Source organism: Streptomyces sp. NPDC003011, assembly GCF_053591515.1.
This window is the reverse complement of sequence record NZ_JBSFTY010000018.1, coordinates 16,720-38,850: the sequence shown is the minus strand read 5'-3', so window position 1 is coordinate 38,850 and position 22,131 is coordinate 16,720. Positions and strand designations below refer to the sequence as shown.

Sequence of the window (22,131 nt, the reverse complement as noted above, 5' to 3'; positions counted from 1 at the left end):
TGATTCATGTCGACGGAAGCCACCCGTACCGGTCCCGCCCCTGGCGCCCTGTTGCTCTGCCGGGCGGAGCCGGATTCCGTCGCTCCGGCCGCCCGTCTGCTGCGCGAACCGATGGTGCTCACCCGCGCGGGCGAGGACTGGAGCGTCCTCGTCCCCGAGGGCACGCCCTGGCAGCACGGCGGCGAGCCCGTCGACCGCGTGCTCACCGGCTGGGCCACCGCCCTCGCCGTCGCCGCACCCTGGCCCGTGCTGGCCCTGTGGTGGGACGCCGACCGTGCCGGCTGCACGCTCGCCTCCGGCTTCCGCCGCCCCGTCGGCTACGTGTGGCTCGCCGACGGCACGCCCGCGGGCGTGGAGGAGGCCATGCGCACCTTCGCCGCCCGCCTGGGCCTCGACCCGGTCCTGGACCTCCAGGCCCTCGACCACCTCACCCGGCCGAACCGCGGGGCGGACGCGCGCGCCCGGATGCGCGGCCTGCTCGCCGTTCTCACGCGCGCGGGGGTGGCCCTTCCTCCCGGCCTCGTCCCCGGCGCGTCCGCCGACCGCCTCCGCGAGGCAGCCGGTGTCCGGCCGGACGCCCGCCCGATCGGGCCGCAGGGACGGCGGGACGCGGTCCGCCAGGAACGCGACATCGCCGAGGACCGCCCTCCGGGTCCCTGGCTCCCCTGGGCCGGCGGCCCGCAGGCCCGCGCCCTGGCCCTCACCCAGGTGGCCGCGGGCGTCCCGCTCGCGCTCTGGGGGCTGCGACACCGCAGCGGCGGCTGGATCGCGGCGGGGGCGCTGCTGCTCGCGCACGGCGCGCTGGGGCTGGCCCACGGCCTCGCGCACCCGCGCGACTGACGCGAGTCACATGTCTCGCGCGCCCGGGTCCGCCACCCCGGCATCCCCGCGCGGCGGAAACCTCGCACACCCGCGACCCGGCCACGGGCACCACGCCTCTGACGACCAGGGGAAAAGGGGCGCCGCGCCGATGCCCGAGAGCCCTACTCGTCGTCCTCGTCGTCCAACCGGGCCAGCCACGTCGCGAGCCGCTCCACCGGTACCTCGAAGTCCGGGTTCAGATCGACGAAGGTCCGCAGCTGCGCGGCGAGCCACTCGAAGGTGACCTCCTCCTCGCCGCGCCGCTTCTCCAGTTCCTCGATGCCTCGGTCGGTGAAGTACATGGGGTCGCTCTCCTGCGTCCGGACGGGGTGCTGGGAACCAGCCTACGCAGCAGCGCGGCCCGCGCTCGCGAAAGGGCCCGGCTCCCAGTCACCACGACTCGGAACCGGGCCCCGCGCTCAGGCCACCTCAGGTCTGTTCAGAGGCTCACGCCTCGAAGACCTCGCGCACCAGCTGCTCCTGCTCGGCCTGGTGCCGCTTCGCCGAACCCACCGCCGGGGACGACGAGTGCGGGCGGGAGATCCGCCGCAGCCGCTCCCCGTGGGGCACGTCCGCGCCGACCGCCAGGTCCAGGTGGTCGATCAGGTTCAGGGCGATGAACGGCCAGGCGCCCTGGTTGGCCGGCTCCTCCTGGGCCCACAGGTACTTCTCGGCGTTCGGGTACTTGGCGATCTCGGCCTGGAGCTCGGCACCCGGGAGCGGGTACAGGCGCTCGATGCGGATGATCGCGGTGTCCGTGACGCCGCGCTTGCGCCGCTCGCCCTCAAGGTCGTAGTAGACCTTGCCGGCGCAGAAGACGACCTTCTTGACGGCTGCCGGCTCGACCGACGCGTCGCCGATGACCGGGCGGAACTGACCGGTCGTGAACTCCTCCGCCTTCGAGGCCGCGGCCTTCAGACGCAGCATCGACTTCGGGGTGAAGACGATCAGCGGCTTGTGGTGCGGGTTGTGCACCTGCCACCGCAGGAGGTGGAAGTAGTTCGACGGGAGCGTGGGCATCGCGACCGTCATGTTGTTCTGGGCGCACATCTGGAGGAAGCGCTCCGGGCGGGCGGACGAGTGGTCCGGGCCCTGGCCCTCGTAGCCGTGCGGGAGGAGCAGGGTGACACCCGACGTCTGGGCCCACTTCTGCTCCGCCGACGAGATGAACTCGTCCACGACCGTCTGGGCGCCGTTGACGAAGTCGCCGAACTGCGCCTCCCACATCACGAGCGCCTCTGGGCGGGCCAGCGAGTAGCCGTACTCGAAGCCCATCGCCGCGTACTCGGACAGGAGCGAGTTGTAGACGTTGTAGCGCGCCTGGTCCTCGGAGAGGTACATCAGCGGCGTGAACTCCTCGCCCGTGGCGCGGTCGATCAGCACCGCGTGGCGCTGGCCGAACGTGCCGCGCTGCGAGTCCTGGCCCGCCAGGCGCACCGGGACGCCCTCCAGCAGGAGCGAGCCGACGGCGAGGGTCTCGCCCATGCCCCAGTCGATCGTGCCGTCCTCGACCATGGCCGCCCGGCGCTGCAGCTGCGGCAGCAGACGCGGGTGGGCGGTGATGTGGTCGGGGATGTTGACCTGGGACTCCGCGATCCGCTTGACGACCTCCGTGGTCACCGCGGTGTTCACGGCGACCGGGAACTCCGCCTGCGGGTCGGAGGTCTCCACGACCGAGGGCTGCGAGGTGGCCTCGCGGACCTCGGTGAAGACCTTCTCCAGCTGGCCCTGGTAGTCCTGGAGCGCCTGCTCGGCCTCTTCCAGGGTGATGTCGCCGCGACCGATCAGCGACTCGGTGTACAGCTTGCGCACCGAGCGCTTCTTGTCGATCAGGTCGTACATCAGCGGCTGCGTGAAGGCCGGGTTGTCCGACTCGTTGTGACCGCGGCGGCGGTAGCAGATGAGGTCGATCACCACGTCCTTGTTGAACGCCTGGCGGAACTCGAAGGCCAGCCGCGCGACACGGACCACGGCCTCCGGGTCGTCGCCGTTCACGTGGAAGATCGGGGCCTCGATCATGCGGGCCACGTCCGTCGCGTACATGGAGGAACGCGAGGACTCGGGGGCCGCGGTGAAGCCGACCTGGTTGTTGATGACGATGTGGACCGTGCCGCCGGTGCGGTAACCCCGCAGCTGCGACATGTTCAGGGTCTCGGCCACCACGCCCTGGCCCGCGAAGGCCGCGTCGCCGTGCAGGGCCACGGGCAGGACCGTGAAGTCCGTGCCGCCCTTGTTGATGATGTCCTGCTTGGCGCGCGAGACGCCCTCCAGGATCGGGTCCACCGCCTCCAGGTGCGAGGGGTTGGCCACCAGCGTGACCTTGATCTGCTCGCCGTCCAGGCCCGTGAAGGTGCCCTCCGCGCCCAGGTGGTACTTCACGTCGCCGGAGCCGTGCATCGACTTCGGGTCGAGGTTGCCCTCGAACTCGCGGAAGATCTGGGCGTACGACTTGCCGACGATGTTCGCCAGGACGTTCAGCCGGCCGCGGTGGGCCATGCCGATGACGACCTCGTCCAGGCGGGACTCGGCGGCCGAGTCCAGTACCGCGTCGAGCAGCGGGATGACGGACTCGCCGCCCTCCAGGGAGAAGCGCTTCTGGCCGACGTACTTCGTCTGCAGGAAGGTCTCGAAGGCCTCCGCCGCGTTCAGGCGGCGCAGGATGCGCAGCTGCTCCTCGCGCTCCGGCTTGGTGTGCGAGCGCTCGATGCGGTCCTGGATCCACTTGCGCTGCTTGGGGTCCTGGATGTGCATGAACTCGACACCGGTGGTGCGGCAGTACGAGTCGCGCAGCACACCGAGGATGTCGCGCAGCTTCATCAGGGACTTGCCCGCGAAGCCGCCGACGGCGAACTCGCGCTCCAGGTCCCACAGCGTCAGGCCGTGCTCGGTGATGTCCAGGTCGGGGTGCTTGCGCTGGCGGTACTCCAGCGGGTCGGTGTCGGCCATGACGTGGCCGCGGACCCGGTAGGAGTGGATCAGCTCGAAGACGCGGGCGGCCTTGGTGACGTCGTCGTCGTGGCTGGCATCGATGTCCTTGAGCCAGCGGACCGGCTCGTAGGGGATGCGCAGCGCCTCGAAGATCTCGTCGTAGAAGTTGTTCTCGCCGAGCAGGAGGTTCGCGACGATCCGCAGGAACTCGCCGGACGCGGCGCCCTGGATCACCCGGTGGTCGTAGGTCGACGTGAGCGTCATGACCTTCGAGATGCCGAGCTTGTTCAGGGTGTCCTGGGACGTGCCCTGGAACTCCGCCGGGTAGTCCATCGAGCCGACGCCCATGATGACCGACTGGCCGGGCATCAGCCGCGGCACCGAGTGGACGGTGCCGAGACCGCCGGGGTTGGTCAGGGAGACCGTCACACCGGTGAAGTCGTCCATCGTCAGCTTGCCGTCGCGGGCGCGGCGGACGATGTCCTCGTAGGCCTGCCAGAACTCGAAGAAGTTCAGCGTCTCGGCCTTCTTGATGCCGGCGACGACGAGCTGGCGGTCGCCGTTCGGCTTCACCAGGTCGATCGCCAGGCCGAAGTTGACGTGCGCGGGCTTGACGAGGGTCGGCTTGCCGTCCTTCTCCGCGTAGTGCCAGTTCATCGACGGCATGGCCTTGATGGCCTGCACCATCGCGTACCCGATCAGGTGCGTGAAGGAGATCTTCCCGCCCCGGGCGCGCTTGAGGTGGTTGTTGATGACGATGCGGTTGTCGAAGAGCAGCTTCACCGGGACCGCGCGCACGGACGTGGCCGTGGGCAGCTCCAGCGAGGCGTTCATGTTCTTCGCGACCGCGGCGGCGGGGCCGCGCAGCGTCACCATCTCGGGACCGTCCGAGGACGCCGCGGGCTCGGCCTTGGCCGCCGGCTTCGCGGCGGCGGGCTTCGCGGCCGGAGCGGCCGGAGCGGGCGCGGCGGCCTTGGCGGGCGCCGGAGCCGCGGCAGCGGGCTTCGCCGCGGGTGCCGGGGCGGCCGGAGCCGCGGCCTGGGCCGGAGCCGGGGCGGCGGGTGCCTGGGCCGCTGGGGCGGCGGGCGTGGGCTGGGCCGGGGTGGTGGTGGTTCCTGCGGCCCCCGTGGCCGCAGTACCCGCCGGAGCCGAGGCGACGGCCGCGCCCGGCTTGTAATCGGCGAAGAAGTCCCACCAGGCTCGGTCTACGGAGTTCGGGTCCTGGAGGTACTGCTGATAGATCTCGTCGACGAGCCACTCATTGGGACCGAACGCCGCAGCGGGGTTCTTCCCGGCTTGGTCGTCGGTCGAGATGCTCGAGTTACTGGGGGACTGTGGCGACACGGCGGCAACCGCCCTCTTCCGCTTCACAAGGTGATGGACAGCGGGAATAAAGGCTACGCCTCCCCGACCGGGAAGGTCAGGCCGGGCCCGTTCATCGTCGTGTAAGTCACATCTAAGCGCGGGTTTCGGGGGTGAAAATGGCGGGAAACAAGCGTGGTTCCGCTTCAACGGGGATGGCTCGGCCCGGCCACGGCGCGACGTACGCGCGGGCCTGTGCCTGATCACACGTGTCCGCCACGGCGGACGCCCGTGGATCTTGTGGCTCCGCTTCGAACTTTACGTCAACTTGGCCGAGAGGGAAGTCCCGGAAGGGTGACAAGAATCCGGCAACCCCGCTCGGATTCGGCCACTCCGATCCGGCCGCCGTGCAGATCCACCGCCCAGCGGGCGATGGCCAGACCGAGCCCCGTGCCGCCGTCGCTGCCGGGACCGTGCGGCCGGTTCACGCTGCCGCGGTTGAACCGCTCGAAGACGCGGTGCCACTCCGACCGGGGAATGCCGGGACCCTCGTCGAGAACCTCCAGTTCGAGGGACTCGGGCAGGGCCCCGCGCCGCGCCTTGACCGTGACCCGGCCGTGCGGCGGGCTGTGCTTGACCGCGTTGTCGATGAGGTTGGCCACCACCTGGTGGATCCGCTCCGGGTCCGCGTGCGCGGTCAGCTCCGGCGGGGACACGTCGAGGTGCAGATGGACGTCGTTGCGGGTGTGGCTGCCGGATCCGGAAGCGATGCCCGCGCGCGCCGAAGCGACCATGTTGGCCTCCTTCAGGACGCCCGACAGGTACGGCCACACCTCGAACCGTCTCCGGCGCAGGGGTACGACCCCGTTGTCCAGCCGGGACAGGTCCAGCAGCGTCTCGACCAGCCGGCCGAGCCGCTCGGTCTGCTTCAGTGCCGTACGCATGGTCTCCGGGTCGGCCTGGGTGACACCGTCGACGATGTTCTCCAGCACCGCGCGCAGTCCCGCGATCGGTGTGCGCAGCTCGTGCGAGACGTTCGCCACGAGTTCCTTGCGCTGGCTCTCCTGGGCCTCCAGGTCGTCCGCCATGCGGTTGATCGTCTGGGCCAGGTCGCCGAGCTCGTCCCGGCGGTTCTCGCGCACCCGGCGGGTGTAGTCGCCGTGCGAGATGGACCGGGCCACCGCGTTCATGTCGTCCAGCGGCGCGGTGAGCGAATGTGCCACGAACTGCGTGATGAGCAGTGTGGCGATCATCGAGAAGACCGTGATGAAGCGCAGCTCCGTCTGGGTGCGCACCGCGATCATCGACAGACCGGTGGTGATCAGCACCGAGGTGACCACCAGCGCGCCCAGCTTGGTCTTGATCGAGTACGGGCTCACGCCTCCCCAGGGCTCCCTGGGGCTTCTCCGACCGGCCGGCCCGTCGCTCATGGCGTCGGCGTCTCCAGGGCGTACCCCACGCCGTGCACCGTGCGGATCCGCTCGGCGCCGATCTTCCGGCGCAGCGCCTTGATGTGGCTGTCGACCGTGCGGGTGCCGGAGGCGTCGGCCCAGTCCCACACCTCCGCCAGCAGCTGCTCCCGGGAGAGCACCGCGCGCGGGGTGTTCGCCAGGCAGACCAGGAGGTCGAACTCCGTGGGCGTCAGGTGGACGTCCTCGGAGCGCACCCGTACCCGGCGCTGCGCGTGGTCGATCTCCAGCTCGCCGAGGCGCAGGATGCCGCTGCGCGGTGTGGTGGCGGCCAGCGCGGCCCGCTCGACGCGGCGCAGCAGCACGTGGACACGTGCCGCCAGCTCCCGCATGGAGAAAGGCTTCGTCATGTAGTCGTCGGCGCCGACGCCCAGCCCGACCAGCATGTCGGTCTCGTCGTCGCGCGCGGTCAGCATCAGCACCGGCACGGGCCGGGCGGCCTGGACGCGTCGGCAGACCTCCAGACCGTCGAAGCCGGGCAGCATGATGTCGAGGATCAGCAGATCGGGCTGCCAGGCCTCGGCCGTGTCCACCGCGGACGGACCGTCGACCGCCGTTTGCACGAGGAATCCCTCGGCGCGCAGACGGGTCGCGATGGCGTCCACGATCGTCGGGTCGTCCTCGACGACCAGGACCCGGCGCTGTGCGCCCGGGGTCGCCGCCGTGCCGTTGTGGGAGGTGTGTGTCTGCTCCATCGCCCGCCCCTGAGGTGTGCAATTCCGGAACCAGTGGGGTGATCCCTTGTCTGCGCATGACTGCGCTTGACGCTTGAATGATCGGCGTCAGGGAAGCAGAGTACGGGGAGTTACCGCGCCTTTGCTATCCAGGTCGGACGGCGAGATGCACGACGTCGGGAACGCCCCGGGCAACCGTGATCTCTTCGGTACGCACCTGTCGGAACCCGGCATTCCGCAAGGTTCCCTCGAATTCAGGCGAGGGCTTGGCCGACCACACCGCCAGTACCCCGCCCGGCTTCAACACCCTTGCGCAGCTTGTGAGTCCGGCGGGTGAGTACAGGCCGTCGTTGCCCTCGGTGACCGTCCAGTCGGGGCCGTTGTCGATGTCCAGGCACAGCGCGTCGAACGTGTCGCATGTCTCATTGACGAATGCGACCAGATCGGTTTTCACAATCTCGGTGCGCGGATCGGCGAAAGCCTCGGCGGAGAGGGCGGACAAGGGCCCCTCGCGGTGCCAGTCGATGATCGCGGCCTCGCGCTCCACCACCGTGATGCGGCTCCAGCGAGCCTGCGCGGCGGCATGGGCGAGCGAGAAGCCGACGCCGAGTCCGCCGATCAGCACGCTCGGCTCGGCTCGTTCGCCGAGGGCGTCCAGTGCCGCGTCGACCAGCCGCCGTTCCGAGCGGCCGTCCGAGGTGTCCATCAGGAAGCAGCCGTTGGCGATGATCTGCAGCAACTCGCCGTGCCGGCGCAGCACGACCTCGCCGTGGGGGCCCTCGCGGCGGTCCAGCACTTCGGGGACGTCGTGGGGAATGTCGTACGGAGTGGGCATCGGGCCATTTTGGCATTGGGGGCAGGCGCGGGCTTGGGGGCGATGACCTGGGGGCGGATGACCGGAGTTGGCGGTGTGCTGGTGCGGCTGTTCGGGTGGGGGATGCCTGCGGCGGCCTGTGGTGGGGGTGTGTCGGGATGCGTTCGCTCGCGTCGTGGGCCGGGACCGCCGGGGGTCCAAGTCCCGTAGGGCATCTGATCGCTCACAGCGAACGGCGGGCGGGGAACAATCAGGGGCCCACATGCATTGAGTCGGTACAGCTCAACTTGACTGCCGAAGGGGAGATCATGGCTTCGACGTCCACACCGCTCACCCTGCCCGTGCTGCCGCTCGACGGCGAGGTCGTGCTGCCCGGGATGGTGGTACCGCTGGACCTGAACGACGCCGACGTCCGCGCCGCGGTGGAGGCCGCCGAGGCCGCCGCCCGGTCGGAACCCGGGAAGCCGAAGGTGCTGCTGGTGCCACGCATCGACGGGACGTACGCCGGCACCGGTGTGCTCGGCACCGTGGAGCAGGTCGGCCGGCTGGCCGACGGTGACCCGGGTGCGCTGATCCGCGGCCGGGGGCGGGTGAGGATCGGTGCGGGGACCACGGGTCCGGGCGCCGCCCTCTGGGTCGAGGGCACCAGCGTCGACGAGAGCGTGCCCGATCCCCTGCCGGGGCAGGTCACCGAGCTCGTCAAGGAGTACAAGGCCCTGGCCACCGCCTGGCTGCGCAAGCGCGGTGCCTGGCAGGTCGTCGACCGGGTGCAGGCCATCGACGACGTGTCCGCCCTCGCCGACAACTCCGGTTACTCGCCCTTCCTGACCACCGAACAGAAGGTGGAGCTGCTGGAGACCGCCGATCCGGTGGCCCGGCTGAAGCTGGCCACCCAGCACCTGCGCGACCACCTCGCCGAGCAGGACGTCGCCGAGACCATCGCCAAGGACGTCCAGGAAGGCGTCGACAAGCAGCAGCGGGAGTTCCTGCTGCGGCGTCAGCTGGAGGCCGTACGGAAGGAACTGCGCGAGCTCAACGGGGAGTCGGAGGGTGAGGAGTCCGACGACTACCGGGCGCGCGTCGAGGCCGCCGATCTGCCCGAGAAGGTCCGCGAGGCCGCTCTCAAGGAGGTCGAGAAGCTGGAGCGGGCGAGCGACCAGTCGCCCGAGGGGTCCTGGATCCGGACCTGGCTCGACACGGTGCTGGAGCTGCCGTGGAACGAGCGGACCGAGGACCAGTACGACATCCAGGGCGCCAAGGCGGTGCTGGACGCCGAGCACGCCGGGCTCCAGGACGTGAAGGAGCGGATCACCGAGTACCTGGCGGTGCGCAAGCGGCGTACCGACCGGGGACTGGGGGTCATCGGCGGGCGGCGTGGCGGTGCCGTGCTCGCGCTCGTCGGTCCGCCCGGTGTGGGCAAGACGTCGTTGGGCGAGTCCGTGGCGCACGCCATGGGGCGGAAGTTCGTGCGCGTCGCGCTGGGCGGTGTGCGGGACGAGGCCGAGATCCGCGGGCACCGGCGTACGTACGTGGGCGCCCTGCCCGGGCGGATCGTGCGGGCCGTCAAGGAGGCCGGGTCCATGAACCCGGTGGTGCTCCTCGACGAGATCGACAAGGTGGGGTCCGACTTCCGGGGCGACCCGGCCGCCGCCCTGCTGGAGGTGCTCGACCCGGCGCAGAACCACACCTTCCGGGACCACTACCTGGAGGTCGAGCTGGACCTGTCGGACGTCGTCTTCCTCGCCACGGCCAATGTGCTGGAGGCCATTCCGGAGGCGCTGCTCGACCGGATGGAACTGGTCCGGCTCGACGGGTACACCGAGGACGAGAAGATCGTCATCGCGCGGGACCACCTGGTGCCGCGTCAGCTGGAGCGGGCCGGTCTCGCCGAGGACGAGGTGAGGCTCGACGAGAGCGCGCTGCGCAAGCTGGCCGGTGAGTACACGCGTGAGGCCGGTGTCCGCACCCTGGAGCGGTCCATCGCGCGGCTGCTGCGCAAGGTCGCGGCGCAGGAGGAACTGGGCGAGCGGAAGCTGCCGTTCACTGTCCGGGACGAGGACCTGCGCGAGCTGATCGGCCGGCCGCACCACGTGCCGGAGTCCGCCCAGGACCCGGCGGAGCGGCGGACCGCCGTGCCGGGCGTGGCGACGGGCCTCGCGGTCACGGGCGCGGGCGGTGACGTGCTGTTCGTCGAGGCGTCGCTGGCCGACCCGGAGACGGGTGCGGCGGGGCTGACGCTGACCGGCCAGCTGGGCGACGTGATGAAGGAGTCCGCGCAGATCGCGCTCAGCTTCCTGCGCTCGCACGGAGCCGAACTGGAGCTGCCGGTCGGTGACCTGAAGGACCGGGGGGTGCACATCCACTTCCCGGCGGGCGCGGTGCCGAAGGACGGGCCGAGCGCGGGCGTCACGATGACGACGGCACTGGCTTCGCTGCTGTCGGGACGCCTGGTCCGTACGGACGTGGCGATGACCGGTGAGGTGTCGCTGACCGGGCGGGTGCTGCCGGTCGGCGGGGTGAAGCAGAAGCTGCTCGCCGCCCAGCGCGCGGGGGTCACGACCGTGATCATCCCCAAGCGCAACGAGCCCGACCTGGACGACGTCCCGGCGGAGGTGCTGGACAAGCTCGACGTCCACGCCGTCACGGACGTCCGCCAGGTCCTGGAGCTGGCGCTGTCCCCGGCGACCAGCGGAGCCGCGTCGGAGGTTCCGGTGGCAGCGTGACGCCGGTGTCCGGCAGCGGGCCTCGCCCGCGGGCATCGGACGAGGGGAGGCCCGGGTCCCGTGAGGGAGGCCCGGGCCTCCGCCTCGCCCGGGCGCGTCAGCCGTGGGCGAGGCGACGACACGGTCCAGCGGTGCGGGCGGTCCACAGTCGGCTGGCGGAGCGGAGAACGCCGGGTGGTGAAGAGGCCGGAGGCCGCCGTTGGTCCAGCCCTGCGAAATACTGGCGGAGCTGCGGTGATGGCGGTGCGGTGGCGGAGACTTTCAGGACCCGGGAAACCGAGGCAGGGGCTGACGTGCACGAAGACGCGAACGGCGAGGGACGCGGAGCCGGATCCGGCGTGTCCGCGAGCGGTGTGGACCAGCCCGCGTTCCTGGCGCTGGAACGCGAACTGACCGTCCTGCTGCGGCGGGCCCGCGCCAACCAGGGCGAGATGGCCCGCGAGGTCCACCCGGACCTGGAGTCGGCGGCGTACGGCCTGCTGGTGCGCCTGGACGAGTTCGGCCCCCAGCGCGCCACCGAACTCGCCGCCTACATCGGCGTCGGCAAGGCGACGATGTCCCGTCAGCTGCGCGCCCTGGAGGAACTCGGCCTGGTGGCCCGGGAACCGGACCCGGCCGACGGCCGCGCCTGGCTGATCGCCCTCACCCAGGAGGGCCACGAGCGGGTGACCCGGGTGCGTGAGGCCCGCCGGGCGCGCTACGCCCGCCGGCTGGAGAACTGGGACTCGCGTGAGGTCTCCGAACTGGCCCGGTTGCTGCACCAGTTGAACCGGGGGATGGAGAAGTAGGCCGCGGGACCGGGCAGAAGGAGACGGGGGGCGGCGGGACCGGGCAGAAGGAGACGGAGGTCCGCGGGACCGGGCGAGGGAGACGGAGGTCCGCGGGTTTTCGCGTCCCTCAGAGCTCCGCGTACACCACCGTCGCGTCGTCGTGCGTCTTGCTGCGGCCGAGATGCGCCCGCTCCCGCTCGTCCGCCCGCTCCAACTCCCGTACGCGGTCCACCAGTGCCTGCGCGCCCTGCTTGCGGACGTAGGTGAAGCAGTCGGTCCAGTCGCCCTCGCGGAACCTCTCCACCCAGCGGGTCGCGCCGTCCGTCAGGGCGGCGAGCGCGCGGACGTCCGCGCGCGGTACGGCCCCGGTGACCGCCCGCGCCGCCACCGTCGGGTCCGCCGCCGCGGTGAAGAAGCCGCCCTCCTTGTTGCGGACCGTGGAGTCGGCCAGGGCGTCCGTGGCCAGGGCGGAGCGGGGCAGGAGGGCGAGGCGGTCGTCCAGGTGGGCAGTCACCGTGCCGTTCGGCGACTCCACCAGGAGCGCGGAGTCCGAGAGGACCAGGTGGTCGACCGTCTCCGGTGACCAGCGGGCCAGAACCACCGTGGCCTGGGGGGTGCGTGGGTGAGAAAGGTCACAAGAGGATTGATGGGCCTCGGCAGTTCGAAGAATTGCCCTGGAGAGGATCTCCGACAGGGGTAGATCCCGGCAGGAAACAGTCATTTCGGTCAGGGCTCCGCCGAGGCGCGCGGTGAACCACGGGACCGAATGCAGACAGCCCGTCGCGCCCTTCGGCGGTGTCACTCCGTCCAGGACCACGAGCGCGCCGCCCAGTCCGGAAGCCGGTAGCGCGACGCTCGCGAAGTCCTCGTTGGGGCGGACCCGGTCGCCCGGCTCCGAAGCAAGTTCCGTACGCATCCAGCCAGTCTGCACGAGCTCTTCACATGGTGCGCCAAAGGCTGGCAATGATCGCGGAATTGGCGCAGCCATGCAGGTCAGGCGCCTGATTTGGGAGGGAATAGCTCGCTCCGGTCAGGCGTGGCGGCGAATATTGCCACTGCCCGCCGTGGACGTCCAACCGGCCCACCGCGCGCGGCCGCTGCATGGGCCGGAGGAACTTGCCCGCCAACTCCCCTCCGATGTTCACTCCTTCGGGTGGCGGGTCAGGTGATGCGCGACCACCGCCCACCGGCACTGGGAGGGTCGGGAACCGCACCGGGTGTATGCACCAGTTGGCCCGAAAGATGGGTCGATGGGTGTCACCCGGGGCCATGAGTATTCACGAGTCAGGAATGCGAGCACCGGTGCAGAAGACGCGGCCTCGTCGTACGGGCAAGCAGGCGGCCTCCGACAAAGGCGTGGAGCGGACACCGGGCACGCCCCGCTCCGGCCCGCCCGGCGCCTCCGGCGCCCCGGTCGTCCCCGTGGGCAAGGGCCGTCCCACCCACGTCCGCACGCGGCTCATCCTCGCCGTCGCCGTCGTGGCCGCCGCCGTCGCCGGGGCCGGCGCCCCCTCCCTGATCACCGCGTCCGGTCAGCTCAGCGACTCCCAGGACCTGGTGGTCCTGGCCGAGCAGACCCAGGACGCCCTCGCCCTCGCCCACTCGCTCGCCGACGAACGCGACGAGGTCACCTCGTACATCGCCGCCGGGCGCCCCAAGTCGAAGGCGCCCTCCGAGCAGCGCGGCGCCCGGGTCGACCGGGACGTCGAGGAGCTGCGCGCCGACCCGGACGCGCCCGCCGCGCTCCGTGGCGACCTGGAGGACATCGCCGCCCTGCGGCGAGCGGCGCTCACCGGGAAGAGCACCGCTCTCGAAGCGCACAACGCCTACTCCGCGGCCATCACCGACCTCCACAGGCTCGCCGAGCGGCTGGCCGAACAGATGCCGCCCCGCGCGGGCTCCGGCGCATACGCCCTCGCCGAGCTGGACTCCGCCGTCCAGCAGGCCGCCGCCGCCCGAGGGCTCCTGCTCGCCGCGCTGAACGTGCCGACGACGACCCAGACCGTCATCGACCCCACGACCGGTCTGCCGGCCACCCAGACCGGCTCCTCGGACGCCGACACCAAGCAGCGTGACGCCCTCAGCGCGGCCGCCCAGCAGGCCCGTCTGCGCTCCGACGCCGCCCTCGCCGACTTCCGGGACGTCGCGCCCGCGGCGGTCAGGGCGCGTTACGACTCCACGGTCACCGGCCCCGAGGTCAACTCCGCCGAGAAGTACCTGGCCTCCCTCACCGACCAGCCGACCCTGAGCAGCGACGAGCTCGGCACCGGCACCGGCAAGGCCGACGCCGCCCTCTCCGCCCGGATCGACGCGATGCGCGGCGCGGAGGCCGCCCTCTACGACCGCCGGGTCAAGGAACTGGCCCAGCTGCGCGACGACGACGTCACCGCACTGGAGATCCGCGTCGCCGTCCTCGGCGCCCTGGTGCTGCTGGCCATCGGCATCGCCACCGCCATGGCCCGCACCCTCACCCGGCCGCTGTCCGTGCTGCGCCGCGGCTCCGCCCGGCTCGCCGGGGCCGAGGACCCCACCGCCGAGGAACCGGTCACCTTCACCGGCCGCAACGACGAGTTCGCCCAGGTCGTCCGCTCCGTCAACGCCCTGCACGCCCACGCCGCCGCCCTCGCCGAGCGCGTCACCACCCTGGAGGCCGACCGCAAGCACCTGGTCGGCCAGCGGCAGAAGATGGCCGACGCCCGCGAGCAGCTGAAGGCGGAACTCGCCGAGTCCGCCGCCCAGCTGGAGCGCGTGCGCACCAGCATCTCCACCACCTTCGTCAACCTCGCGCTGCGCACCCTGGGCCTGGTCGAGCGGCAACTCGCCGTCATCGAGGGCCTGGAGGAGCGCGAGCAGGACCCGGAGCGGCTCGCCACGCTCTTCAAGCTGGACCACTTCGCCACCGTCATGCGCCGGCACAGCGAGAACCTCCTCGTCCTCGCCGGCACCGAGCACGTCCAGCAGAGCGCCGGTCCGGTGCCGCTCGTCGACGTGGTGCGCGCCGCGGTCAGCGAGATCGAGCGGTACGAGCGGGTGCGCATCGCCGCGCTGCCGCCGCACGCGCACGTGGTCGGCTTCGCCGCCGACGACCTCTCCCACCTGCTGGCCGAACTCATGGAGAACGCCACCTCGTTCTCCCCGCCCGACCTGCCCGTCGAGGTCTCCGGCTGGCTCCTGGAGAGCGGCGAGGTCATGCTCTCCGTCCAGGACGAGGGCATCGGCATGACCGCCGACCGGATGAGCGCCCTCAACTCCCGCCTCGCCGACTTCGACCCCGAGACGTCGTACGACTCCTACGGCTCGGCGGACGAGGACAGCGCGGAGGGGCTCGGCCTCGGCCTGTACGTGGTGGCCCGGCTCGCCCACCGGCACGGCGTGCGGGTGCGGTTGCGCGAGCAGAAGCAGGGGGGTGTCGCCGCGGTCGTCGTCCTGCCGAAGGGCCTGCTGGCCGCCGCGCCGTCCGCCGCCGTGCCGGCGTCGTCGGCGCCGGTCACCGATGGCACGCACTCCTTCTCCCTGCCCGGCGCGGACGCCGAGGTCAACTCCAACGTCCTCAGCGGCCGCGAGAAGGGCGAGGACCCGCTGGTCGCGCTCGCCGAGAAGGCCGTACGACGCTCGGAGACGGCCGGGGACGAACGGGACGAGACCCGACGGGACGAGACCCGACGGGACCAGACCCGACGGGACCAGACCCGACGGGACGGGGACGGACGAGGCGGGGACGGACGGCCGGCGACGGAGTCACCGGCCGAGACCACGATGGAACTCCTCGTCCCCGACCCCCAGGAGCCCCAGGAGCCCCAGAAGTCCGCTGAGCCCCAGGAGACGGCCGAGGCCGACGAGCCGGCGGCCACCGCAGACCCGGACCCGGACCCGGACCCGAATCCTGATCCGTACACCATCGGCCCCGACCGTCACGAACGCGTCCCCGACCAGCGGGACGCGTTCCTCCCCGACCAGCCGGACGAGCCGGACGAGCCGGAGAAGCCGGACGAGCCGGAAGAGCTCGTCACCGAGAAGGGCCTCCCCAAGCGCACCCCGAAGATCACCGCCCCGGCCGCCGCCCCGCGTCAGCGGAGCGGATCTGTCGACGCCGAGGCACTCCGCCGCCGCCTGGGCGGCTTCCGCCGGGGGGCGGAGGCCGGCTACCGCGACGTCGAGGCGGAGATCGCCGAGCAGACCGGGCAGCACCAGGCACCCGTCAGGGATGCCGCAGGAACCGCACAAGCCGAAGAAGCCACGGGGGGCACCGTCGAGGAGGCAAGCAGTTGATCGCGCCCACAACCTTCGGACTGAGCCGTGAGGCCCGCAATCTTCACTTCCTGCTGACCAATCTCGTCGAGGAGGTGCCGGGCATCCAGTCGGTCGCCGTCGTCTCCTCCGACGGACTGCTCCTGCTCTCCTCCGACCCCGGTCGCAACGCCGAGGCCCGGGAGGCCCGCGAGGAGAAGCCGTCCGGCCCGCGCGGCTCCTCCGCCGACCTCGCGACCATCGTCTCCGGCATCGGCAGCCTCACCGTCGGCGCCGCCAAGCTGATGGACTCCGGCCCGGTGCGGCACACCATGGTCGCGATGGACGAGGGCAGCCTGTTCGTGATGTCGATCAGCGACGGCTCGCTGCTCGGGGTGCACGGCTCCGCCGACTGCGACATGAGCGTGGTGGCGTACCACATGGCGCTCTTCGTGGGCCGCGCCGGCCACGTCCTGACGCCGGAACTCCGCAGCGAACTGCGGGAGTCCCTGGAGAGCACGTCGACACCGACGGGGAGCGTCCGATGAGCGGTACGCCGAGCGGTGCGTCGAGCGGTGTGTCGAGCGCTGTGTCGAGCGCTGTGTCGAACAAGCTCCCGGTGCGCGGCGCGGACCGCAAACCCGCCCGGGTGCGCCCCTACTCGCTCACCGGCGGCCGTACCCGCTTCGGACACGTCCTCCTCGTGGAGACGTTCGTGGCGAGCACCGCCGCCCTCGAAGCGGCTGAGGAGCGCAAGGAGCTGACGAACGGCTCCCTCCGCACCCGGGTCATGCCGGAGATGCGGGCCATCGTCGAACTGTGCCGCCGGATGCGGACGGTGGCCGAGATCGCCGCGCTGCTGAAGATGCCGCTCGGTGTGGTCCGGGTGCTCCTGAGCGACCTCGCGGACCAGGGAAAGATCCGTGTGTACGGAACAGGAACCGGTCACGGCACGGGCCGGCCGGACCGCGCTCTGCTGGAAAGGGTGCTCAGTGGACTCCGTCGTCTCTGACGCCGCTCGTAGCGTCGTCTCCCCGTTCGTCGAGGCCGAGGAGGACCTGAGGTCCTGGCAGACGGACCACACCCGCGCCCCCGTCGCGACGAAGATCGTGGTGGCGGGCGGCTTCGGCGTCGGCAAGACCACGCTGGTCACCGCCGCCTCGGAGATCACGCCTTTGCAGACCGAGGCGCTGATGACCGAGGCGAGCGAGGAACACGACGACCTCACCGCCACGCCGGGCAAGCTGACCACCACCGTGGCCATGGACTTCGGCCGCCTCACGCTCGACGACGACCTGGTGCTCTACCTGTTCGGCACGCCGGGCCAGCAGCGGTTCTGGTTCATGTGGGACGACCTGGTGCGCGGCGCGATCGGCGCGGTCGTGCTGGCCGACACCCGCCGGCTGAAGGACTGCTGGCCGGCCCTGGACTACTTCGAGAGCTGCGGACTGCCGTACGTCGTCGCCGTCAACCACTTCGACGGCAGCGAGCTGTTCGAGCCGGAGGACGTGCGGGAGGCGCTCACGATCCCCGCGCACATACCTGTCATGATCATGGATGCTCGGCGCAGGATCTCGGTGATCGAGACCCTGCTGGCGCTCGTCGGCCACGCGCTGGACGAGACTCCCGAGCAGTCCTGAGCAGTCCCCCGTAAGGAGCCAGCACCCGCATGCGGAAGATACTCGTCGTCGGAGCCGGCCAGTCCGGTCTCCAGCTCGCCCTCGGACTCCAGTCGCACGGGTACGAGGTCACCCTGATGTCCAACCGGACCGCGGACGAGATCCGCTCCGGCCGGGTGATGTCGACGCAGTGCATGTTCCACACGGCACTCCAGCACGAGCGCGATCTCCAGCTGAACTTCTGGGAGTCCCAGGCCCCGAAGATCCAAGGACTCGGCGTCTCGGTGGCGGCCCCCGGCTCGCACGACCCGGGCCCCACCCAGCGCGCGATCGACTGGGTGGGCCGGCTCGACGGCTACGCGCAGTCGGTCGACCAGCGGGTGAAGATGGCCGGCTGGATGGAGACGTTCGCCCAGCGCGGTGGCCAGCTGGTCATCCACGGCGCGGCGGTCGGAGACCTCGACTACTTCTCCCGTACCTACGACCTGGTGCTGGTGTCCGCCGGCAAGGGCGAGCTGGTGCAGATGTTCGCCCGGGACCCCGAGCGCTCCCCGTACAGCGAGCCGCAGCGCGCGCTGGCGGTGGCCTACGTGCACGGGCTGGGCCCGCGCCCCGAGCACCCGGACTACGACGCGGTCCGCTGCAACCTGGTCCCGGGCGTGGGCGAGCTGTTCGTGATGCCGACGCTCACCACCTCCGGCCGCGCGGACATCCTCTTCTGGGAGGGCATACCCGGCGGCCCGCTGGACGTCTTCAACGGCGTCAAGGACCCGGCGGAGCACCTCTCCCTGACCCTGGAACTCATGGAGACGTTCGTCCCCTGGGAGTACGCGCGGGCCACGAAGGTCGAACTGACCGACGTCGGCGGCACGTTGGCCGGCCGGTACGCCCCCACCGTCCGCAACCCCGTCGGCCGGCTCCCCGGCGGCGGCCTGGTGCTCGGCGTCGCCGACGTGGTCGTCGCGAACGACCCGATCACCGGTCAGGGCTCCAACTCGGCCTCCAAGTGCGCCGCTTCCTACCTCGCCTCGATCCTGGAGCACGGGGAGAAGGAGTTCGACGAGACCTGGATGCGGGCCACGTTCGAGCGGTACTGGGAGACGGCCCGGCACGTGACCAAGTGGACGAACGCGATGCTGGCGCCGCCGCCGGAGCACGTGCTCGGCCTGATCGGCGCGGCGGGCCAGCTTCCGCCGGTCGCCGACCGGTTCGCCAACGGGTTCAACGACCCGGCCGACTTCGAGAACTTCTTCTACGAGCCGGAGAGGACCGAGGCGTACCTGGGTTCGGTGACCGGGGCCTGACCGCCGCGGGGGCCGCGGGGGCCGCGGGGGAGGGACATCGGCGGCCGGGGGCCGGTGGCGGCGCCTCAGCTCCCCGCCCCCGGCGCGGCCGGGTCCCCGTCCGGACGCACGGCACCCAGGATCGGATGGGACGCGATCGGGGAGGTCGTGATCTCCTCGCCGGGGCGGGGAGCCTCGACCACCTCGCCGTCGCCCACGTACATCGCCACGTGCGTGGCCTCGGGGAAGTAGATCACCAGGTCGCCGGGGCGCAGCTCGTCGAGGGGAACCTTGGGGAGCCGCGCCCACTGTTCCTGGCTGGTGCGCGGGATGGGGGTCCCGGCGTCCCGCCAGGCCTCGGACGTCAGACCCGAGCAGTCGTACGACGCCGGGCCCTCCGCGCCCCACTCGTACGGCTTCCCGAGCTGCCGCACGGCGTACCGCACGGCCTTGGCGCCCCCGCCCGACGGCTCGCTCCCGTGGCTGAGGGCGCCGGAGGTCACCAGCTTCCGCTGGGCCCTGTCGACTCCGTTCTTCTCGAACTCGGCCAGGGCGGTGAGCTGTTCCGGGGTGAGGGAGGAGAGCAGCTCCTCGACGTCCTTGAGGCGCCGGTGGACGGTGTCGCGTTCCGTCTTCCGGCGGGCGGCCAGGGTGAGCTGGCCGTCCAGGGCCTTGCGGGCCTCGCGGGCCAGGTCGTCGGCCTTCTTCTCGGTGCCGACCAGGCGGCCCACCGTCTCGGCCCGCTCCCGCGCCACCCGGCCGATCACATGGCCCTGGTCGAGGGCGTGCTGGGGGTCGCGGGCGAGGAGGAGGCGGACGTACGGGGAGAGGCCGGTGGTGCTCTGGTACTGCTGCCGGGCCAGCCGGCCCGCCGCGCCCCGGCTGTCGTGCAGCGACACCCTGACCCGGGCCAGCTCCTTCTCCAGCCGTTCGGTCTCGGCGCGCTGCTTCTTGAGCTGTTCCTCGGTGGCGTTGTACGTCTCGGTCGCCCGCTCGGCCTCCCGGTACAGCCGCTGAAGGTCCGTCAGCAGGGCGGCCAGGGACCGTTGACCGGGTTCCGGGGGCTCGGGGACGGCCGTCGCGGGCAGGGGCGCGAGGACGGTCCCGGCCGCCACCGCCGCCGCACAGACGAGACGCAGAAGCCTTCCTGACACGTCATCACCTCCGGTGCGGGGCACGCGGCCGTTCCGCGGCCCTCCGCACCGTGAGCATCGGACGGGTGCCGGAGGTTCGCGCGCCGGGTGTGCGCGGTTCGGCGCAACCGGGTCACCCGTGGGTGTCGTCCGGCTTGCCGCCCGGCGTGGTGTCCGGCGCGGCGCCCGGCCCGGCCCCCGGCTTGGACCAGGGCCAGGCGAGTCTCCGGCCGGCCTTCCCCTCGGGGTCGTACGCGTACTTCCAGCCCTGCTGGAGGCCGAGCCGCCTGCTGTGCGCGCGCGGGACCCGGCGGTAGACCAGCACGGTGGGCGGGCCGCCGGCGGAGTCCGGGACGGGGATGCGGTACGTCTTGGGCGGGTGGCCGGTGGGGCCCAGCAGGACGGGCAGCACCCGGCCGTCCATGGGGCCGCCCTCGAAGGGGGTGTCTTCGCTCTTCACGGCACCAGTGTCGGCCCATGGCGCGGTGGCGGGCCAATGGCGGCGGCCCCGGCCGACAACACCCCGGCCGGCACCGCAGCCGTTTCACGCCGGCCGTGGTCACCTATCTGTCAGTCAGCCGTCAGCCGTCAGCCGTCAGCCGTCATCCGCCAGTCGGCGGTCAGCCGTCCGTCAGCCGTCCGCCAGCAGCGCCTCGACCAGCGCCGAGGTCTGCGGGTCGCGCCGCGCGGTCACCGAGAGCACCGCCAGGAACTGTTCCACGAGCCAGTCCCGCAGTTCGTCGACGGGGGGCTGCTTGTCCTCGTCCAGCCAGATGAGCGAGGCTGCCTCGACCGCCGTGATCCACATGCGGACGGTCATCCGCAGCCGGGGGCCGGGCTCCGTGACCCGGAGATGGCTGAGGATGTGCTCGGCGGCGGCCCGCCGTACGCCGTCCACGATGGCGGTCGTACGGGAGGTCTCGACGACGCTGCCGCCCTGGAGCAGGGCGCTGAAGCCGGCGTCGTGCTGGTCGACGAAGGCGAGGTAGCGGTCCAGGGCGCGGGAGAGGCGGTCGAGGAGGGGGCCCTCGCGGGGCTCGTCGAAGCACTGCTGGAGTTCCTCGGCGGCGGACCTGAGGGCCGCTTCGTACAGTTGCTGCTTGCCGCCCGGGAAGTACCGGTACACCAGGGGCCGCGAGACCCCGGCCGCCTCCGCCACGTCGTCCAGCGACACCTCCTCGGGCGCCCGGTGCGCGAAGAGGGTCAGCGCGGCGTCGAGCAGCTGGCTGCGGCGTTCCTCGACGCTCAGGCGGCGGTAGGCGGGAGTGGGCGCGGAGGGGGTCATGACCAGCAGCGTAACCGGTGGGCCCGCGCCGGGCCCCGGGCGAACAGGCCCTATGCCAGCAAGCCGGACGACCGCCACAGCCGCCGTCCGGCCCCGCGCAGCACGCCGATGTCGTCCAGGAAGTCGGTGAGCCGCCTCGCTCCCGTCTGCATGATCTCCCGGCGGTGGCCGCTCGCCTTCACCTGGGCCAGGGCCTCCCGCTTGTCCAGGCCCACGTTCGGGTACACCTCGGGGTTCACGAAGGCGACCGAGAACACCCGGGCGAACTCACCGGAGGTGACCCGGGTGAACTCCCGCGACCACCTCGGTGCGGTCGTCATCTGGCGCCGCAGCTCCTCGCGGGCGTACCGCACATGGCGGGCCTCCTCCACGACGTGGATCCGGGTCACGCCCCGGATCAGCGTCTGCACCCGCTCGTCCGGGAAGGTCAGCCGCTGCATCCAGTCGAGGATCTCCTCGCCGAGCAGGGTGGCGGTGAAGGAGCCGGGGGTCGTGGAGATCGTCTTGAACAGCCGCCCGAGGTGCTGGTGGGCGCGGCTCACCGGGTACCAGGGGGTGTCGCCGCGCGAGATCAGCCGGGCGAACATCTTCGAGTGCCGGCACTCGTCCTCGATCTCGGTGAGCGCGTACCGCACGTGCGCGCTCGTGGCCGCCTTGTCGTAGATGTGCCGCACCAGCAGCTGCATCAGGATGATCTCGAACCAGATGCCGAGCGAGGCGAGCGCCGCGGCCTCGTGCCGGGAGAGCAGGATCCGCTGCTCCTCGCTCATCCGTTTCCACATCGGGGTGTCGTACAGCGACACCAGCTCCGGCGGCCAGAACCACTTGCCGTCCTCGAAGGGCGCCTCCCAGTCCAGCTCCCGGTCCGGGTCGAAGGAGTGCCTGGCAGAGGAGTCGAGCAGCCGCTGGGCCACCTCTTCCCGGTCCTTGAGCAGGCCGAGCGCGTCACGCAGGCCGTCGAGCGCGTCGGCTTCCGGCAGGGTCGTCATGGCTGATCCACCTCGTTGCCCGGGGTCACGTCGTCCAGCTTTATGAGACTGCCT

General features: G+C 71.6%; 18 protein-coding genes. 8 read left to right on the top strand and 10 right to left on the bottom strand.

Annotated elements, in window-relative coordinates; all coding sequences use genetic code 11:
* Positions 1-6 precede the first annotated feature (6 nt).
* On the top strand, positions 7-840 hold the full coding sequence (locus ACWD0J_RS12185; protein ID WP_451495688.1) for a hypothetical protein: 834 nt from the start codon (positions 7-9) through the stop codon (positions 838-840).
* Positions 841-983: 143 nt separating this feature from the next.
* Here the strand turns inward: ACWD0J_RS12185 and ACWD0J_RS12180 are convergent, their stop codons facing one another.
* The 5 genes from ACWD0J_RS12180 to ACWD0J_RS12160 form a co-directional block, all read right to left on the bottom strand.
* A complete protein-coding gene (locus ACWD0J_RS12180; protein WP_451495687.1) occupies positions 984-1,163 on the bottom strand; it encodes a DUF6104 family protein in 180 nt (59 codons plus the stop codon).
* 145 nt (positions 1,164-1,308) lie between these two features.
* Positions 1,309-5,133, bottom strand: coding sequence for a multifunctional oxoglutarate decarboxylase/oxoglutarate dehydrogenase thiamine pyrophosphate-binding subunit/dihydrolipoyllysine-residue succinyltransferase subunit (locus tag ACWD0J_RS12175; protein ID WP_451495686.1), 3,825 nt, complete (start codon positions 5,131-5,133; stop codon positions 1,309-1,311).
* Between the two features lie 281 nt (positions 5,134-5,414).
* Entirely contained in the window at positions 5,415-6,521 is a 1,107-nt protein-coding gene (locus ACWD0J_RS12170; RefSeq protein WP_451495685.1) for a HAMP domain-containing sensor histidine kinase, read from the bottom strand.
* Positions 6,518-7,255 carry a response regulator transcription factor gene (locus ACWD0J_RS12165; RefSeq protein ID WP_286064717.1) on the bottom strand — a complete coding sequence of 246 codons (738 nt, stop codon included), beginning with the start codon at positions 7,253-7,255 and terminating at the stop codon, positions 6,518-6,520. The genes ACWD0J_RS12170 and ACWD0J_RS12165 overlap by 4 nt, the downstream gene beginning before the upstream one ends.
* A 124-nt stretch (positions 7,256-7,379) precedes the next feature.
* Entirely contained in the window at positions 7,380-8,069 is a 690-nt protein-coding gene (locus ACWD0J_RS12160) for a spermine/spermidine synthase domain-containing protein (protein ID WP_451495684.1), read from the bottom strand.
* A 287-nt stretch (positions 8,070-8,356) separates the two neighbouring features.
* On the opposite strand from ACWD0J_RS12160, the gene lon reads away from it, so the two are divergent.
* On the top strand, positions 8,357-10,771 hold the full coding sequence (gene lon / locus ACWD0J_RS12155) for an endopeptidase La (protein WP_451495683.1): 2,415 nt from the start codon (positions 8,357-8,359) through the stop codon (positions 10,769-10,771).
* 293 nt (positions 10,772-11,064) lie between these two features.
* Positions 11,065-11,559: a MarR family winged helix-turn-helix transcriptional regulator gene (locus tag ACWD0J_RS12150; protein ID WP_451495682.1), complete on the top strand. Its 495-nt coding sequence runs from the start codon at positions 11,065-11,067 to the stop codon at positions 11,557-11,559.
* A 109-nt stretch (positions 11,560-11,668) separates the two neighbouring features.
* On the opposite strand, the gene ACWD0J_RS12145 is transcribed toward ACWD0J_RS12150, so the two are convergent.
* Positions 11,669-12,457, bottom strand: a complete 789-nt coding sequence (locus ACWD0J_RS12145; RefSeq protein WP_451495681.1) for a protein phosphatase 2C domain-containing protein — start codon at positions 12,455-12,457, stop codon at positions 11,669-11,671.
* Positions 12,458-12,843: 386 nt separating this feature from the next.
* On the opposite strand from ACWD0J_RS12145, the gene ACWD0J_RS12140 reads away from it, so the two are divergent.
* From ACWD0J_RS12140 to ACWD0J_RS12120, 5 genes are read left to right on the top strand one after another with little or no spacing between them, the layout of a single operon-like run.
* Positions 12,844-15,810: a sensor histidine kinase gene (locus ACWD0J_RS12140; RefSeq protein ID WP_451495680.1), complete on the top strand. Its 2,967-nt coding sequence runs from the start codon at positions 12,844-12,846 to the stop codon at positions 15,808-15,810.
* Positions 15,807-16,316 carry a roadblock/LC7 domain-containing protein gene (locus ACWD0J_RS12135; protein ID WP_451495679.1) on the top strand — a complete coding sequence of 170 codons (510 nt, stop codon included), beginning with the start codon at positions 15,807-15,809 and terminating at the stop codon, positions 16,314-16,316. Before ACWD0J_RS12140 ends, ACWD0J_RS12135 begins: the two co-directional genes overlap by 4 nt.
* Positions 16,313-16,780 carry a DUF742 domain-containing protein gene (locus tag ACWD0J_RS12130; RefSeq protein WP_451495678.1) on the top strand — a complete coding sequence of 156 codons (468 nt, stop codon included), beginning with the start codon at positions 16,313-16,315 and terminating at the stop codon, positions 16,778-16,780. Before ACWD0J_RS12135 ends, ACWD0J_RS12130 begins: the two co-directional genes overlap by 4 nt.
* Positions 16,761-17,408: a GTP-binding protein gene (locus ACWD0J_RS12125; protein ID WP_451495677.1), complete on the top strand. Its 648-nt coding sequence runs from the start codon at positions 16,761-16,763 to the stop codon at positions 17,406-17,408. Before ACWD0J_RS12130 ends, ACWD0J_RS12125 begins: the two co-directional genes overlap by 20 nt.
* Positions 17,409-17,437: 29 nt before the next feature.
* Positions 17,438-18,691, top strand: coding sequence for a styrene monooxygenase/indole monooxygenase family protein (locus ACWD0J_RS12120; RefSeq protein ID WP_451495676.1), 1,254 nt, complete (start codon positions 17,438-17,440; stop codon positions 18,689-18,691).
* A 65-nt stretch (positions 18,692-18,756) separates the two neighbouring features.
* Here the strand turns inward: ACWD0J_RS12120 and ACWD0J_RS12115 are convergent, their stop codons facing one another.
* From ACWD0J_RS12115 to ACWD0J_RS12100, 4 genes are all read right to left on the bottom strand, one after another.
* Complete coding sequence (locus ACWD0J_RS12115; RefSeq protein WP_451495675.1) at positions 18,757-19,824, bottom strand: NlpC/P60 family protein; 1,068 nt, start codon at positions 19,822-19,824, stop codon at positions 18,757-18,759.
* Between the two features lie 112 nt (positions 19,825-19,936).
* Complete coding sequence (locus ACWD0J_RS12110) at positions 19,937-20,263, bottom strand: hypothetical protein (RefSeq protein ID WP_451495674.1); 327 nt, start codon at positions 20,261-20,263, stop codon at positions 19,937-19,939.
* A 171-nt stretch (positions 20,264-20,434) separates the two neighbouring features.
* A complete protein-coding gene (locus tag ACWD0J_RS12105) occupies positions 20,435-21,088 on the bottom strand; it encodes a TetR/AcrR family transcriptional regulator (protein WP_451495673.1) in 654 nt (217 codons plus the stop codon).
* A 50-nt stretch (positions 21,089-21,138) separates the two neighbouring features.
* A complete protein-coding gene (locus ACWD0J_RS12100; protein ID WP_451495672.1) occupies positions 21,139-22,077 on the bottom strand; it encodes an AurF N-oxygenase family protein in 939 nt (312 codons plus the stop codon).
* Positions 22,078-22,131: the final 54 nt, after the last annotated feature.